The sequence below is a fragment of the Mycobacterium sp. 1245111.1 genome (assembly GCF_001673405.1).
Taxonomy (GTDB): Bacteria; Actinomycetota; Actinomycetes; order Mycobacteriales; family Mycobacteriaceae; genus Mycobacterium.
The window spans coordinates 276,038-290,378 of sequence record NZ_LZLV01000112.1 but is presented as its reverse complement, the minus strand read 5'-3'; the positions used below and the strand labels follow the sequence as shown (position 1 = coordinate 290,378).

At 67.5% G+C, this 14,341-nt stretch carries 17 protein-coding genes and 1 pseudogene; 6 read left to right on the top strand and 12 right to left on the bottom strand.

The window, feature by feature from the left end; all coding sequences use genetic code 11:
* Window positions 1-103: 103 nt before the first annotated feature.
* The 4 genes from A5658_RS17920 to A5658_RS17905 are packed head-to-tail and all read right to left on the bottom strand — an operon-like array spanning window position 104 to window position 3,695.
* Window positions 104-532 carry a pyridoxamine 5'-phosphate oxidase family protein gene (locus tag A5658_RS17920; RefSeq protein ID WP_067338000.1) on the bottom strand — a complete coding sequence of 143 codons (429 nt, stop codon included), beginning with the start codon at window positions 530-532 and terminating at the stop codon, window positions 104-106.
* Between the two features lie 30 nt (window positions 533-562).
* Entirely contained in the window at window positions 563-1,567 is a 1,005-nt protein-coding gene (locus A5658_RS17915) for an NADP-dependent oxidoreductase (RefSeq protein ID WP_067337997.1), read from the bottom strand.
* Window positions 1,564-2,568, bottom strand: a complete 1,005-nt coding sequence (locus A5658_RS17910) for an LLM class F420-dependent oxidoreductase (protein ID WP_067337993.1) — start codon at window positions 2,566-2,568, stop codon at window positions 1,564-1,566. The genes A5658_RS17915 and A5658_RS17910 overlap by 4 nt, the downstream gene beginning before the upstream one ends.
* On the bottom strand, window positions 2,565-3,695 hold the full coding sequence (locus tag A5658_RS17905) for an acyl-CoA dehydrogenase family protein (RefSeq protein ID WP_067337990.1): 1,131 nt from the start codon (window positions 3,693-3,695) through the stop codon (window positions 2,565-2,567). Before A5658_RS17905 ends, A5658_RS17910 begins: the two co-directional genes overlap by 4 nt.
* A gap of 87 nt (window positions 3,696-3,782) precedes the next feature.
* On the opposite strand from A5658_RS17905, the gene A5658_RS17900 reads away from it, so the two are divergent.
* A complete protein-coding gene (locus A5658_RS17900; protein ID WP_067337985.1) occupies window positions 3,783-4,283 on the top strand; it encodes a helix-turn-helix domain-containing protein in 501 nt (166 codons plus the stop codon).
* On the opposite strand, the gene A5658_RS17895 is transcribed toward A5658_RS17900, so the two are convergent.
* Window positions 4,256-4,723: a hypothetical protein gene (locus tag A5658_RS17895; protein WP_067337982.1), complete on the bottom strand. Its 468-nt coding sequence runs from the start codon at window positions 4,721-4,723 to the stop codon at window positions 4,256-4,258. The two genes, A5658_RS17900 and A5658_RS17895, sit on opposite strands and share 28 nt — an antisense overlap.
* 22 nt (window positions 4,724-4,745) lie before the next feature.
* Window positions 4,746-5,462, bottom strand: coding sequence for a CoA pyrophosphatase (locus A5658_RS17890; RefSeq protein ID WP_067337978.1), 717 nt, complete (start codon window positions 5,460-5,462; stop codon window positions 4,746-4,748).
* 79 nt (window positions 5,463-5,541) lie between these two features.
* On the opposite strand from A5658_RS17890, the gene A5658_RS17885 reads away from it, so the two are divergent.
* Window positions 5,542-6,117, top strand: a complete 576-nt coding sequence (locus tag A5658_RS17885) for a hemerythrin domain-containing protein (RefSeq protein WP_067337975.1) — start codon at window positions 5,542-5,544, stop codon at window positions 6,115-6,117.
* Between the two features lie 45 nt (window positions 6,118-6,162).
* On the opposite strand, the pseudogene A5658_RS17880 reads toward A5658_RS17885, so the two are convergent.
* The 5 genes and pseudogenes from A5658_RS17880 to A5658_RS17865 all read right to left on the bottom strand — a co-directional run bounded on the left by A5658_RS17880 (window position 6,163) and on the right by A5658_RS17865 (window position 9,446).
* Window positions 6,163-7,409: pseudogene (locus tag A5658_RS17880) on the bottom strand (HNH endonuclease signature motif containing protein).
* Window positions 7,410-7,518: 109 nt separating this feature from the next.
* Window positions 7,519-7,839 carry a PE-PGRS family protein gene (locus A5658_RS27630; RefSeq protein WP_082993254.1) on the bottom strand — a complete coding sequence of 107 codons (321 nt, stop codon included), beginning with the start codon at window positions 7,837-7,839 and terminating at the stop codon, window positions 7,519-7,521.
* A gap of 62 nt (window positions 7,840-7,901) precedes the next feature.
* Window positions 7,902-8,255, bottom strand: coding sequence for a VOC family protein (locus A5658_RS17875; RefSeq protein ID WP_067337972.1), 354 nt, complete (start codon window positions 8,253-8,255; stop codon window positions 7,902-7,904).
* Window positions 8,255-8,656, bottom strand: a complete 402-nt coding sequence (locus A5658_RS17870) for a VOC family protein (protein WP_067337969.1) — start codon at window positions 8,654-8,656, stop codon at window positions 8,255-8,257. The genes A5658_RS17875 and A5658_RS17870 overlap by 1 nt, the downstream gene beginning before the upstream one ends.
* Window positions 8,643-9,446, bottom strand: coding sequence for an AraC family transcriptional regulator (locus A5658_RS17865; RefSeq protein WP_067338534.1), 804 nt, complete (start codon window positions 9,444-9,446; stop codon window positions 8,643-8,645). The genes A5658_RS17870 and A5658_RS17865 overlap by 14 nt, the downstream gene beginning before the upstream one ends.
* Window positions 9,447-9,563: 117 nt before the next feature.
* Between A5658_RS17865 and A5658_RS17860 the strand changes: the two genes are divergently transcribed.
* From A5658_RS17860 to A5658_RS17845, 4 genes are all read left to right on the top strand, one after another.
* On the top strand, window positions 9,564-9,833 hold the full coding sequence (locus A5658_RS17860; protein WP_067337965.1) for a YdeI/OmpD-associated family protein: 270 nt from the start codon (window positions 9,564-9,566) through the stop codon (window positions 9,831-9,833).
* Window positions 9,834-9,945: 112 nt separating this feature from the next.
* On the top strand, window positions 9,946-11,523 hold the full coding sequence (locus tag A5658_RS17855) for a cytochrome bc complex cytochrome b subunit (RefSeq protein ID WP_067337962.1): 1,578 nt from the start codon (window positions 9,946-9,948) through the stop codon (window positions 11,521-11,523).
* A gap of 28 nt (window positions 11,524-11,551) precedes the next feature.
* Entirely contained in the window at window positions 11,552-11,833 is a 282-nt protein-coding gene (locus tag A5658_RS17850; protein ID WP_067337959.1) for a hypothetical protein, read from the top strand.
* 32 nt (window positions 11,834-11,865) lie between these two features.
* Window positions 11,866-13,083 (top strand): GNAT family N-acetyltransferase, encoded by a 1,218-nt coding sequence (locus A5658_RS17845; protein ID WP_067337957.1) that lies wholly within the window; start codon window positions 11,866-11,868, stop codon window positions 13,081-13,083.
* Here the strand turns inward: A5658_RS17845 and A5658_RS17840 are convergent.
* Entirely contained in the window at window positions 13,080-14,318 is a 1,239-nt protein-coding gene (locus A5658_RS17840; RefSeq protein WP_067337954.1) for an APC family permease, read from the bottom strand. The genes A5658_RS17845 and A5658_RS17840 overlap by 4 nt on opposite strands.
* Between the last annotated feature and the right edge of the window lie 23 nt (window positions 14,319-14,341).

Below are 14,341 nucleotides of genomic sequence, written 5' to 3'. Positions count from 1 at the left end.
TTCTCGAGCGTAGCGACCTGAGTACTTGAGACTGTCAGCTTAGGACAGGCCTGGCCGCGAACGGCCCCGACACGACGGGCCGCACAGCGCTCGAAATCTCGGGTTACAGCTCGTCGGTGAAGTCGGCGGTGATCCACCGGTCCGGCCGGATGGTGAACAAGATGCCCGGGTGATCCCCCATGCCCTGGACGAACGCGCGGCCGCCCTCCTCGCCGAGGTAGCGGATGGCGATGGCCTCCCGGACATCCAACGGCGCCGGAGTGGTGCTGTCGACGACGGTCCCCTCGACGACCACGTACTGGTACGGCGGCTCTTCGCGTTGCGCCACCAACGTCACCACTCCGGCTCGCTCGATCAGCTTGGTCTTGCGCGCGGTCACGCCGGTGTTGACCAGGATGTTGCCTCCGGGTGTGTATCCGTACCAGATCGGGACGCTGGCCGGGGGCCGGCCGTCGGTCGCCGCGACGGACAACACCGCCACATGTATGCCGGCGAGAAACTCTTCACGTTGGGTCTCGGAAAAAGCAGCCATGCGGCGAATCAACGAGTCGGTGCGGCGCGGCTATTCCCCCAGTGCGAGGATCAGCTTGCCGGTGTTTTCGCCGCGGAACAGCTTGAGCAGGGTGTCAGGGAAATCGGCGACGCTGCCGTGCTCGATCTGCTCATGTGAACGCACTTCGCCGCTGCTGAGCCATTTCGCCAGTTGCGCAATGCCTTCCGGGTAGCGGTCGGCGTAATCGAAGATGACGAACCCGGTCATGGACGCGCGCGCGACCAGTAGTTGCATGTAGTTGGAGGGCCCGCGGGGGATGTCGTTGTACTGCGACACCGCGCCGCAGAGCACGATGCGTGCACCGCGGGCGAGCCGGTTCAGCGCCGCCTCGAGCGTCGCGCCGCCGACATTGTCGAAGTACACGTCCACGCCGTCCGGAGCGTGGGTCTTGAGCTCCTTCCGCAAGTCGGCGGTCTTGTAGTCGATCGCGGCGTCGAATCCGGCTTCGTCGATCAACCATCGACGCTTCTCTTCCCCGCCGGCGATGCCGACCGCGCGGCACCCCTTGATCTTGGCAATCTGTCCGACGATGCTGCCCACCGATCCGGCCGCTCCCGATACCAACACGGTCTGGCCCGGTTCGGGCTTGCCGATGTCGAGCAATCCGAAATAGGCGGTCAGACCGCTGATCCCGAGCGCGCTGAGATACACCGGCGCCGGAGCCAGGCTGGTGTCGATCTTGTTGACCTCTGCGCCGTCCGACAATGCGTATTGCTGGACACCGAATATCCCGGACACGTTGTCGCCGACCGCGAAGTCGGGGTGCCGGGATTCGACGACGTGGCCGACGCCCAACGCCCGCATCACCTCGCCGATCTCCACCGGCGGCACGTAGCTGCGGCCGGCGTTCATCCAGGTACGCATCGCCGGATCGATCGACAGGTAGTCGACATGGACGACGAATTGCCCGTCTTCCGCAACGGGTTTGGGCTCCCCGACGATCGTCCAATCGGTGGCCTTGAGCTGTTCGGTCGGGCGTGCGGCGAGTCTGCACTGGACATTGGCGTTGCTCATCGGGCGCTCTCCTGGGCTGGTGTGGTGTTGTGACAGAGGTCCGCGGCGCAGCTGAGGGCGGTCCGTCCGGCGGGGTCTTCGGCGGTCACCGGGATCACTGCGACCGTGTCGGCGCCGGCATCCAGGTAGGCGCCTATCCGCTCGCCAACCCGGTCCGAATCGCCCAAAGCTCCTAGTTGCCCGGCCAATTCGAACGGAATCGCCGCGGCCAGGTCTGCCCGTCGCGCACCGGAGCGGGCCCGCTCGACCAGGTCGCCGTAACCGAGGTCGCGGAACATTTCGCCGTATCCGGGCGGGCCGAGGTAGACCGCGAGCTGCCCGGCCAGCTGGCGAAGCGCAGCCTGCCCGGGTCGCACCGCAACCGGGACCCATACCGTCACATGCGGCGGAATCCGGCCCACCGCGATAGCCTGACGCTCGATCTGCTCGCGGACCTGCGAAACACGCTGCGGCGAAGCCAGATTCAGCACGACCTCGTCGGCGACCTCCGCGGCCAGCCGTATCAGCGACGGGCCGAAAGCGCCGACGCCGATACGGCTGTGCGGCAACGGGTTACGCAGCCGGAATCCGTGACTGCGGACATACCGCCCATCGTAGTCGGCGCGCTCTCCACGCAGGATCGGCCGCAGGCACTCGATCGTCTCCCGCATCCGCCCGAGGCTGTGCGACCAGTCCCGATCGTGCCAGCCCGAAACGATGAAAGGACTGGAGGCACCCAACGCGATGTCGACCTGAGCGCCGGTGACCGCGGCAACAGTGCTGGCGCCCAAAGCGATTGAGGTGGAGGTTCGCACGCTGATCGGCAGCGGGCCGACCCGCAGGCCCAGGCCGGGCGCGCGAGCACCGATCGCGGTGGCCAACGCGAACGCGTCGAACGTCGCCATCTCTCCGACCCACAGCCCGCCGATCCCGGCGGCGTTGACGGCCTCGGCAACTTCGAGCGCCTCGAGGTCGGGCCGGTCCAGCCAGTACGGCAGCACCGCTTCGATCGGCGACCTCACAGCATCGCCGCCTCGCCGGCCTGGCCGAGCAGGACGCGCCCAGGCAGTTCGCGGGACGCCTCGTTCACCTGGAAGTGCGCCGTGGCGGTGAAGGCATCCCGTAGCCGGCGTTGCAGCGGAGCGCCGTCGTAGATGGCGCTGCCGCCGGCGAGGTCGTACATCGACCGAACGACGTCGGCCGAGACGCGTGCGCCGTGTGTGGCGGCCAGGCGCAACCGGGTGCGCGTTGCCAGCGACACCGACGGCCCGTCTTCGGCTGCCCGCCAGGCCTCGTCGATGGCCTGGTAGTAGCCGGCCCGGGCGGCTTCGAGCGCCGCTTCGGCCGTGGCGACCGCCGCCTGGATGGTGGACCGTTCGGCCAGGGTTCGACTGCCCGCCGCACCCTTCTTGGTGGCGGCGAGGTCGACGAAGTTGTCGATAGCGGCCCGGGCATTGCCCATCGCCGCGGCCGTGATGCACGCGGCGAAGAATCCGAACGGCGGGAATCGGTACAGCGGACGGTCGATCACCGGGCCGTCGAAGATCGAGAGCACCCGCTCGTCGGGGACGAAGACCTCGTCGGCGACGCTGTCGTGGCTGCCGGTGCCGCGCAGTCCGAGGGTGTGCCAGGTGTCGAGGATCTGCAGTTGGTCGGTGGGCAATGCCACCACCGCCGGTTTGTCCTCGAGCACACAACCGGCGAACAACACGTCGGCGTGCGTGATGCCACTGCAGAATGCCCAGCGACCGGAGACCACCACGCCGCCGGGAACCCGTCGTGCCTTGCCCTGCGGCGCCCACACGCCGGCGGCCAGCCCGCGGCCCCCGCCGAACAATTCGTCGCGGCTCGCGGGCGGCAAATACGCGACCAGCAGGGTGCTGGTGATCCCGATCGACACGCACCAGCCGGCCGACGCGTCGCCGCGCGCCACCTCCTCCGCGCAGCGCAGGGCGGTGCCGGCGGGTAGCTCCAGCGCCTCGACCTCGCGTGGCGCGCCCGCCCGCAGCAATCCCGAATCTCGCAGCGCCTCAACCAGGTCCGTGGGCAGCCCCCGGGCAGAATCGATCTCGTCGGCCATGCCCCGCGCCAGATCGGCGATCGCGGTCGCTCTGGTGAGAACAGGTGCGGTGGCGACCTCGGTGTCCATACGTCCTCGCTTTGCACAGCCGGTACGGGTGGTTCAGCCACGTTAGCACTACCGGTTTAGTTTTTGAACCGGTACATTGTGTGAACCATGGATTACCCGGACCTGTCCCACCGATTCGACGGCGAGTCGGTCGCGCGCGCCCTCGAGATCGTGGGCGAACGGTGGACGCTGCTGATCCTGCGCGAAGCCTTCTTCGGGGTGCGCCGCTTCGGCCAGTTGGCCCGCAATCTCCAGATTCCCCGGCCGACGCTGTCGGCGCGGCTGCGGACGTTAGTCGACAAGGGCCTGCTGGAAAAGGTGCTCTACGCAAGCGATCCCGATCGTCACGAGTACCGGCTGACCGATCCCGGCCGTGACCTGTTCGCGGCGATCGTCGTGTTGATGCAGTGGGGCGACCGGCATCTCCCCCATCCGCAAGGGCCGCCGATCGTGCTGCATCATCAGCCGTGCGACCAGACCGCCGAGCCGATGCTGGTCTGTGCGCACTGCCGAGAGGAAATCACCGCACACAACGTCACCCCCCAGCCCGGGCCCGGCTTCCTGGAGTTGGAACCCCAGGCTCAGGCGACCCGAAAGACTGGATACTGATCCACAACTCGCGCGAAATCCTCGAGCGGTGCCCGCTTGTCGACCGTGAAAAACGGCCGCGCTCCCGGTGCCGCCTCGAGGTAGCGGCGCAGGATCGCCGCGCGGTCATCGGAGAAATCCTCCACCAGTGCGACGTCTTCGGGCTTGCCGCGGCGCAGCACCGCGCGACCGTCGCCGCCCCGCAGATTGCGCACCCAGTTCGTCTTGTGCCCGAGCATGGCGACCAGGTACCGCTCACCCTGATAGTCGGCGACCACGACGGGGAACGAGATCAACCGTCCGGATTTGTGGCCGCGCACTTCGAGCGTGGCTGCCCCGCCCGGCACGAGGCCGGCCGAAATCGCCAGAGCACCCAACCGATTCGCGAGTCGCGCGGACCATCCTGGACGGCCGTTGCGATATTGCCACCGCTGAAACTTGCTCACCGCGCCGCGCAGCATGGACTCACACTACTGCTGCCGGTTACTTCCAGGCGAAGACCGGCTGCTCCAGTTCGTCGACCGGATCGTGGCGGCCGTCGAGGCCGAGCCAGCGCAGCTGCAACAGCACGGCGCCGGTGGGCGCGTGGATGAGGTCGTGGCCCAGCGGTATTTGAACGACGGGCCGCGGACTCTCCGGGATGGCGATGAATCGCGGTGAGTCCGCGCGCCGCAGCTGGTGGAGTCCGACTCGGTACACCGCCACCACTTCGTCGGGTGCCGGTTGCGGATCCAACCGGCCACCACCCCAGATCACCACCGGGGTGATGACGTATCCGGACCTGGTCGGGTAGTCGTCGAGCAAGCCCAGGACGTTGGAGGCGGCGAGCTTGATGCCAACCTCCTCGTCGAGCTCGCGGAGAGCCGCGTCTATTGCGGTCTCGCCGGGATCCAGGCGACCACCCGGCAGCGCCCACTGTGCGGGGTGCGAACTGAGCCGAGAGGTTCTGCGGCACAACAGGAACGCGGCGCCACCGGAGACGTCGACCATGCGACCGTCGAGGGACTCCGGCATCGGGCGTCCCGCGATCCAGTCGTCGACCGGGGCCGGGTCGATCCTGTCCTCCCCTACTTCGGAGTCGACGAGCAATACCGCGACGGCCGCGTGACGCTTCGCCGGATCGTCCACCACGCGACGGTCATGTGCGGCCAGGCGGTCCCGGATCTGCTCGCGCAGCGCCTCGTCATAGGGGATGGTCACCTAGCGAGGGTATGGCCTAGTCGACTTGTGGGTGGCGGCTTACTTAACTCGGACTCGGTGAACTGATTTACTCGTAACGATGGCCGATATCACAGCGCTGATCCTCGAAGACCACGACTGGTTTCGCGAGCAGTTCGCCAAGCTGGACGAACTTCAGGCGCAGACCCCGGCGAATCAGCGCGCGCTGATGAGGGTTTGGCGCCCCCTGGCCGACAAGCTCGACGTGCACGCACTGATCGAAGAGAAGATCTTCTACCCGCAATTGCTCAAACGCGGCAGCGAGGACGCCGAGGGCGAGACGCTCGATGCGATCGGCGACCACAACGACATCCGCGACGGCGTGCGCGACGCGAACGCCGTGGGGATAGGCACCGACGAGTGGTGGGCCGCAGTCGGCCGAACCCGGCTGGCCAACGACGACCACATGGCCGAAGAAGAACGCGAGGGACTCGCCGACTTCCGACGTCATGCGCCGATCGGGCTGCGGGAGTCCCTCGGAGCTCAGTACCGAGAGTTCATGGCCGAGCATCCGACCACCAGGGGTCTGGCGATCGTCGACCGCAATCCGCAGGACTACGTCGAAGAGCAGCGGGCTGAGCCGCGTCCGGTCCGCACCGATTACTCCCTCGGCATCGGGAGCCTCAAAGGCGAGTAGCACCCGAGAAACGCGTCTTTTTCTGTGCCGCAACCCATTTGAGCTCTAGTTGTTCGTCGGTGGGGGTTGGGGTTGGAAGGGTGTGTACCACCACCAGTCGGCGCGTTCGCCGAGGGGACCGGTCCACGGCGCGACCGCGGGTGGGGGGCGTTTGGGTGGGCGTGCGATTGATCCTGGGTGCAACTCGGTACCGCAGCTGTCGGTGACGACGAGCTGGTCGGCGGGTCCGGTGATGTGATGTCGCCGCGGTGGTGCAGCCGGTGGTGATACGGGCAGACCAGCACCAGGTTGGCCAGCTCGGTCGGGCCGCCGTCTTCCCAGTGCCGGATGTGGTGGGCGTGCAGACCGCGGGTGGCCCCGCACCCGGGAACCGCGCACGTGCGGTCGCGGTGCTCGAGCGCACGGCGCAGCCGCCGATTGATCAGCCGCGTCGCCCGCCCGGCCCCGATCGGCTCGCCGTCGCGGTGAAACCAGACTTCGCAGGTGGCATCACAGGTCAGCTCTGCGCGCTCGGCATCAGACAGCAGCGGACCCAGATGCAGGGCGCCAGCACGCTGCTCCACGTCGAGGTGCACCACCACCGTGGTGTGCTGCCCGTGGGGCCGGCGGGTGGCTTCGGCATCCCAGCCCGAGGCGACCAGGCGCAGGAACGCCTCGAGGGTGCCCGGCATCGGCGGCGCGACATCCGATACGCCCTCGCTGTCGCCGTGATCGCGTTTCCACTCGGTGACCAGCGCATCACGATGAGCCCCCAGTGCGGCGTCGAACGTCGCCGCATCCAGGTGCCCCAGTTTGATCCGCCACCAGCTGAACTGCTCGTCGGTGGTCTTGGTGATCGAGGGCCCCGGCTGTGGGCCAGCATCGGGTTCGGGTCGCGGCTCCAGGTTGACCGCGGTGCGCAACTGGTTGACCGTCGCGACCGCAGCCAGCTGCGCGTAATGGGCATCAGAGCCCGCACCCGCGCGGGCGGCGATCACCCCGAGCTGATCCAGCGACAGCCGGCCCTGCCGCATCCCCGCCGCGCAGCGCGGGAACTCCTCGAGCCGGCGCGCCACCGTGGTGATCGTGCGGGCATGTCCCGACGACGCACCCAACTTCCAGGCCACCAACGCCGCCACCGAGCGCGCACCCGTTGCCCCGCACAGCTCGTCGCGATCCATCTCCGCGACGATCTCCACAATCCGCCCGTCAATCGCGTTGCGCTGACCCGCTAACTCCGCCAACTCCTCAAACAACACCTCAAGACGCGCAGCACGACTCACCACCTCAGGAGCCAATGCGGTCAACGACATAACCCCATCGTCACACCAGGGTCCGACACGTTTCGGCCGCCGATTGACCCGGCCAACGACTCATGCGGCCCGGGGAGACCCAGGCCGCATGAGCTAGTGGTTGGACGGTTTAGCCGTGCCCGGAGCCGCAGCCGACGCCCGGGAGACATCCGGTGCCACCGGGAACGCCACCAGGTCCGGCGAACTGACCGCCGGAGCCGCAGCCGACGCCCGGGACGCAACCCTGCCCACCGGGGCCACCGCCGGGCCCGTTGAACTGTCCGCCGGAGCCGCAGTTGCCGTTGGCATCACAGCCACCGCCGCCCGGGTCCTGCTTGTAGATGACATGGGTGGGCGCTGCACTATTCGGACCCACGCTGGCCTCAGCTGCAGCGATAGGCATCACAGCCATCGCTGCAGCCACAGCTCCACCGACAACAACGGATTTCATAACACTGAGTTTGGACATGTTAGGCCTTCTACCCTTTGCACACGTGCCCAAAACATCGAATTTCAGTCGTGGTGATTCACGATGTTGACGACGTTGCCGTCGGGCGCACGGACGAAGAACCGCCGGGGGCCCCACGCCTCTTCGGTCAGCGGGTGGACGATCTCGTAGCCCAGTTCTTGCGCTTCGGCGTACGCCGCATCGATGTCGTCGGTGCAGACCGAGATGACCGAGTCTTCCGGGGCGGTCAAGTCGCCGGTGACCAGTTGCAGCCGTGCGTCGGCGTCCGGCGAGGAGTACCGGGCCACCCAGCCCAGGTTGAACTCTTCGGTCGGTAGGCCGAGGTAGCCGGTGTAGAAACCCTTGGCGGCTTCGATGTCGGCGACGCGCAGGTTGGCAAATATCTTGGTGGCTTGCATCAGCTGGGCAACGGCTCGCCGCGGTAGTCGCCGAACGACCACAGGTTGCCCTCGAGGTCGCGGACGGCGAATTCGTTTGCGCCGTAGTCGGTCACGGCCAGCGGCCGGACGATGTCGGCGCCGTGTTCGCGCACACGCTCGAACAACGCGCTCGGGTCGGCGGTGACGATGTACACACCGGACGTGCCGGGCTCGCGGCACCATTCGGCGCGGGGCTTGTAGCTGCCCAGCATGATGCCGCCGCTTCCTTCCGGCCAGAGGAGTTGAGCGTGGTCGACGGTGTCGCCTTCGCCGTAACGCGCCGCGAGAACCATTCCGAAGGTGTCGACGTAGTAGTCGATGAGTTTCGGCGCGTCATGCGCTTGCAACGTCGGCCAGACGGTCGGATTAGTCGAAGTCATACTCGCAGTCTGCGCGCAGTGGGTGCCCACCGTCTTGAATGTTTCGGAACTCTTCGGCAAGCCAGCGACGCGGCGGCACACCCGCGAACCGGGTGAATTCGCGGGTCAGGTGCGCCTGGTCGCTGTAACCGGTCTTCGCGGCGACTGCCGCCAAATCGACTGTCCCGCTGCGTCGCACCGAATCGGCGATCCGCGCGGTCGCCCGCTCGAATCGCATCAACGTCGCGACGGTCTTCGGCGAGCGGCCGACTTCACGGTGAAACAGCGTCGTCAAATGCCGGCCGGTCACGCCGACGCGGTCGGCCACCGCCCCCACCGACGCCCGTCCGCCGCTGATCTGCAACAGCTGCCATGCCTGCGCGACCTCGGGCCGCACTCCGGCATCGCCGCGCCACGTACCCGACAGATACTCGGCGATTGCGCCAAACGCGTCGCTCCAGTCGCGAGTCTCGCTCACCCGCTCCTGAAGTCGAATCCCGTTGCGACCCAACACCGCTGTCGCGTCCCATTGCGCGGCATTCAACTCCGCACTCGGCGTTCCGAACAGGGCTCGGGCCGCGAGGGGATGCACCGCGAGTTGGACGCCGGTCTGACCGCCACGCTGGCGCACGTGCGCGGCCCGCATCTGCAGTCCGCCCAGCAGCAGCGGATTCGGCCGGGCCGCCGGAAGAGCCTCGGCCGTCTCGGCCGCCTCGACCCCGTCGTCGAGGCTGATGATGAAGGTCAGCGTCGACGACGGCATGCCCCGGTGCAGTTCGCCGGGATTGCTCACGGAGCGATACCCGACCATCGATGTCACACCGGGAGCGATGCGGGGCGGCGCAGCAGCGAAAACCGCTGCGGGGTCTTCGTCGTCGCCGGCCACGCCCTCCACGCTAGCCGTCCGGTCGCGGATTAACCTGGCGATATGAGTGGCAACCGGGTGCCCGGCGGGGTGGTGCACGAGCTTCCTGCGGATCTGCGCGATGCGCTGTTGACCAACGCGACGGCGCTGGCCGCGTGGAAAGACATCACGCCGTTGGCGCGCAACGAGTTCATCTGCTGGGTCGACGACGCCAAGCAGGAGAAGACCCGAGAGCGCCGGATCCGCCGCACCCAGGAAGAACTCGAGGAAGGCATGCGCCGGCCGTGTTGCTGGCCCGGTTGCAAGCACCGCGAGCGAAACGGCAAAGCCTAAACCGACCCTTTACGCCCGTCGAATGTGGTACTACGCTCTGTGGTACTACGCATGATAGTAGATGCTCGGCTGACCGCGGAGCTGCGGCTTCAGCCGTGAGGGGACGGTTGCCATGAACCTCCGACCGGCGGACACCGCGATGCGCGCGGCCCACGAGACCGACGTGCGGTATCACCCTTCTGCGCCGCTGCGGCGCGCCCTCAACAAGGTCTTCCCGACCCATTGGTCGTTCCTGCTGGGTGAAATCGCGTTGTACAGCTTCATCGTCCTGCTGATCACCGGGATTTACCTCACGCTGTTCTTCGATCCATCCATGACCGATGTCACCTACCAGGGCGTCTATCAGCCGTTGCGGGGTGTGCCGATGTCGCGCGCCTACGAGTCGGCGCTCAACATCTCCTTCGAGGTGCGCGGCGGGCTGTTCGTCCGCCAGGTCCACCACTGGGCGGCGCTGCTGTTCGCCGCGTCGATCATGGTGCACCTGGCCCGCGTCTTTTTCACCGGCGCGTTCCGGAGGCCGCGTGAGGCCAACTGGGTCATCGGCTCCCTGCTGTTGATCCTGGCCATGTTCGAGGGATACTTCGGCTACTCGTTGCCCGACGACCTGCTGTCCGGCATCGGTCTGCGCTGCGCGCTCTCGTCAATCATGTTGGGATTCCCCGTGATTGGCACCTGGCTGCACTGGGCCTTCTTCGGCGGCGACTTCCCCGGGACCGCGCTGATTCCACGGCTGTACGCCCTGCACGTTCTGATACTGCCGGCGATTATCCTTGCGTTGATCGGCGCCCACCTGGCGATGGTGTGGTTCCAAAAACACACCCAGTTCCCCGGCCCTGGGCGCACCGAGAAGAACGTCGTCGGGGTGCGCGTCATGCCGGTCTTCGCGGTCAAGTCCGGTGCGTTCTTCGCGCTGACCACCGCTGTCCTCGGCTTGATGGGTGGCCTGCTGCAGATCAACCCGATCTGGAACCTGGGCCCTTACAAGCCTTCTCACGTCTCCGCCGGATCGCAACCGGACTTCTACATGATGTGGACCGAGGGCCTGCAGCGGTTGTTCCCGGCGTGGGAGATCTACATCGGCCGCTACACGGTGCCCGCGGCCGTCGGCGCCGCGATGATCATGGGCATCGTGTTCGTCTTGCTGACGATCTATCCGTTCCTCGAGAAGCGGTTCAGCGGCGACCACGCGCACCACAACCTGTTGCAGCGGCCACGCGACGTGCCCGTCCGCACCGGCATCGGGGCGATGGCGATTGCCTTCTACTCGGTGCTGACGTTGGGGGCGATGAACGACATCATCGCGCTGAAGTTCCACGTCTCGCTCAACGCGACGACCTGGATCGGACGGATCGGCATGGTTGTGCTGCCGCCGATCGTCTACTTCATCACCTACCGATGGTGCGTCGGACTGCAGCGCAGCGATCGCGCCGTCCTCGAGCACGGCATCGAGACCGGCATCATCAAGCGGCTACCGCACGGCGCTTACGTCGAACTGCATCAGCCCCTCGGGCCCTTGCCGCTGGAGTACCAAGGCGCCCCGGTGCCGACCAAGATGAACAAGCTCGGCTCGGGCGGCTCGCCAGGGTCGGGCAGCTTCCTGCACGCCGACCCGCCGGACGAGGACGCCGCGCTCACCGGCGCCCGTCACGCCAGCGAGCGCCGCGCGCTCACCGCATTACGGGGTCGCTGACCACGGGGATTGCCAATACCCTGGTCGGATGACGGACGAGGTGCACTACCACGTCGTCGCCGAAAACGATGACGGCGAACTGATTTGCAGCGACGACTTCACCTGGCCGGGCGCGCACGGGCTCGCCGCAGACCTGATCTCACCTCCGAACGGCGTGACCGTCTACGAGCCCGTAAGGGCGGTGTGGATCATCGAAGGCACGTCGCCGCAATGCCCGTTCGCGCACGGCGACGGGGTCCCGCGTGACGAGGAGGCCGCCTCAGGTTTTCTCGAGCAAGTCGTGCGGCAGCCGCCGTACTGGCCGGAGTAACCCTCGCGGCGATCGCGAGTCATGATGTCGGGATGACCACCGAGATCCGGGTGCTCGACAGCGAAGCCGACCTCGTTGCCGCGGCCAACGTGTTCCGCACCGCGATGATCGGCTTCCCGAGACTGGCGGGCCTCGAAGCCGGGCAGATCGCTCGCTTGCTCGAGCCCGGCCGCACGATCGGCGCGTTCGTCGACGGACAGCTCGTCGGCACCGCCGATGCGGTGTCGAGCACCCTCACGCTTCCGGGCGGCAACCGGGTCGATCACGCGGCGGTGACGCACGTCGGGGTGCTGCCATCGTTCACCCGGCGCGGCGTCGCCACCGAGCTCATGCGCCACCAGTTGCATGACATCGCCGCGCGCGGTGAGGCGGTCGCGACGCTTCGGGCGTCGGAAGCGACGATTTATGAGCGGTACGGCTACGGCGTGGCGAGCATCTCGCAGACCGTCGAAGTGCAGACCGCGCGGGCGGCGCTTCGGCCGGCCCTGGCGTCGGGCGGGCCGGTGCGACTACTGGATCCCGCGGAGGTCTGGGAAACGTTGCCGAGGATCTACGCCGACAACCGGTCGTCGCGTCCTGGCACTATCGACCGACCGGACGTGTGGTGGGAGGGCGTGCGCCTGCGCACCGAATCCGGCTCGGGCCCTTGGTATGTCGCGGCACATGGCGAGTCTGGGTCCGAGACGGGATTCGTCCGCTACCGCCCGACCGATACCGATAAGTGGTTCATCAGCGATCAACGCACCATCGCCGTGGAAGACTTCTTCGCGCCCGACATCGACTCCTACTTCGGTCTGTTGCGTCTTCTTCTCGGGCTCGATCTCATCGATCGGGTGGTGTTCTGGATGCTCCCGGTCGACGACCCGCTGCCGTGGCTGTTGCTCGATCAGCGCGCTGCGAAGGTCACTGCCACGCATGACGAGACCTGGCTGCGTATCGTCGACGTCGAAAGGACGTTGGCGGCAAGGCAATACACCGATGGCGGGGATGTCACCATCGCGGTCGACGACCCGCTGTTGCCGGGCAATTCCATCACCGTGTCCATCACCGCAGACGGCGCCGAACGCGTCGACCGGCCACCGCAGGTGCGCGTCGGGGTGGCGGGACTCGGCGCCGTGCTACTCGGCGGCGCGACATGGCACAACCTGTCGACGGCGGGCCTGGCTCGCGCCGATGACCCGGCCCACGTGGCGGCGGCCGACCGACTGTTCGCGGTGACCCAGGCGCCGCACGCGGGATTCTTCTTCTAGCGCATCACTTTTCGCCGCACCACATAGACGGCCATGCCGGCGAGCAGTACCGCGACACCCGCAATCACCGACTGCAGCGGCAGCGCCAGAGCAACCACGACGCAGCCGATGACCCCGAGCGTCGGGACAATCCGGCCGCCGAGCGTCCACGCCGAGGCGTTGGCGATCGCGTAGTACAGCAACACGGCGAAAGACGAGAACCCGATGGCGCCGCGAACGTCGGCGGTGCCGGCGAGGACGGCGACCACGACACCGACAGCGATCTCGGCGCAGTACGGCGTCCCGAATCTGGAATGCACTGCCGAAAGCCGCTGTGGCAGATAGTGATCACGCGCCATCGCAAAGGTCGTCCGCGACACGCCCAGGATCAGCGACAGCAGCGATCCCAGCGCGGCCAGCACCGCCACCACCCGTACGACCGGTTCCCACCCACCGGCGCCGGCAGCGCGCACCGCGTCGGCGATCGGCGCGGCGGACCCGGCCAGGTGCGGTCCGCCCAGCACGCCAAGCACCGCGATCGTGACGATCGCATACACGGCGAGCGCGATACCGAGCGCCAGCGGAATCGCCCGCGGGATGGTGCGCGCCGGATCGCGCACCTCCTCCCCCAATGTCGCTATCCGCGCGTAGCCCGCGAACGCGAAGAACAGCAAGCCGGTCGCCTGTAACACGCCGTGTATGCCCGCGCCGATGCCGAGGTGGATGCGTCCGAAACCGTTGTGCGAGGCCGCTATTGCGACTGCGGTCAGTGTGGTCAGCACGACGGCGACGATGATCCGCGTGACCAGCGCAGACTTACGGATGCCGGTGTAGTTGAGCGCGGTCAAGGCAAGCACCGCGGCGACCGCCACCGCGTGGGCCTGAGCGGGCCAGGCATAGAAGCCGACGACCAACGCCATCGCCGCACACGAGGCCGTCTTCCCGACGACGAAACCCCAACCGGCGAGATAGCCCCAGAACTCGCCGAGCCGTTCGCGGCCGTACACGTAGGCGCCACCGGATTCCGGGTACTGGGCGGCGCAGCGCGCCGTCGATATGGCATTGAGGTAGGCCACCACGGCCGCCACCGCCAGACCGATCAGCAGCCCGTCACCGGCCGCGGCCGCGGCAGGCGCCAATGCGGCGAAGATGCCGGCCCCGACCATCGAGCCCAGACCGATGACGACAGCGTCGCTGGTGCCGAGTCTGCGCTCCAGCGCCGGACGGGCCGCGCGGTCGGGCGTGCCGGAACTCACTGGGCCAGTTTACTTCTGACGCG

Excerpts from the sequence above, each read along its gene's own strand:
- A5658_RS17905 (WP_067337990.1), bottom strand. The coding sequence starts at position 3,695 with ATGGACACCGAGGTCGCCACCGCACCTGTTCTCACCAGAGCGACCGCG.
- A5658_RS27630 (WP_082993254.1), bottom strand. The coding sequence starts at position 7,839 with ATGAAATCCGTTGTTGTCGGTGGAGCTGTGGCTGCAGCGATGGCTGTG.
- A5658_RS17895 (WP_067337982.1), bottom strand. The coding sequence starts at position 4,723 with ATGCTGCGCGGCGCGGTGAGCAAGTTTCAGCGGTGGCAATATCGCAAC.
- A5658_RS17855 (WP_067337962.1), top strand. The coding sequence starts at position 9,946 with ATGAACCTCCGACCGGCGGACACCGCGATGCGCGCGGCCCACGAGACC.
- A5658_RS17915 (WP_067337997.1), bottom strand. The coding sequence starts at position 1,567 with ATGAGCAACGCCAATGTCCAGTGCAGACTCGCCGCACGCCCGACCGAA.
- A5658_RS17920 (WP_067338000.1), bottom strand. The coding sequence starts at position 532 with ATGGCTGCTTTTTCCGAGACCCAACGTGAAGAGTTTCTCGCCGGCATA.
- A5658_RS17870 (WP_067337969.1), bottom strand. The coding sequence starts at position 8,656 with ATGACTTCGACTAATCCGACCGTCTGGCCGACGTTGCAAGCGCATGAC.
- A5658_RS17845 (WP_067337957.1), top strand. The coding sequence starts at position 11,866 with ATGACCACCGAGATCCGGGTGCTCGACAGCGAAGCCGACCTCGTTGCC.
- A5658_RS17865 (WP_067338534.1), bottom strand. The coding sequence starts at position 9,446 with ATGGTCGGGTATCGCTCCGTGAGCAATCCCGGCGAACTGCACCGGGGC.
- A5658_RS17850 (WP_067337959.1), top strand. The coding sequence starts at position 11,552 with ATGACGGACGAGGTGCACTACCACGTCGTCGCCGAAAACGATGACGGC.
- A5658_RS17900 (WP_067337985.1), top strand. The coding sequence starts at position 3,783 with ATGGATTACCCGGACCTGTCCCACCGATTCGACGGCGAGTCGGTCGCG.
- A5658_RS17875 (WP_067337972.1), bottom strand. The coding sequence starts at position 8,255 with ATGCAAGCCACCAAGATATTTGCCAACCTGCGCGTCGCCGACATCGAA.
- A5658_RS17885 (WP_067337975.1), top strand. The coding sequence starts at position 5,542 with ATGGCCGATATCACAGCGCTGATCCTCGAAGACCACGACTGGTTTCGC.
- A5658_RS17860 (WP_067337965.1), top strand. The coding sequence starts at position 9,564 with ATGAGTGGCAACCGGGTGCCCGGCGGGGTGGTGCACGAGCTTCCTGCG.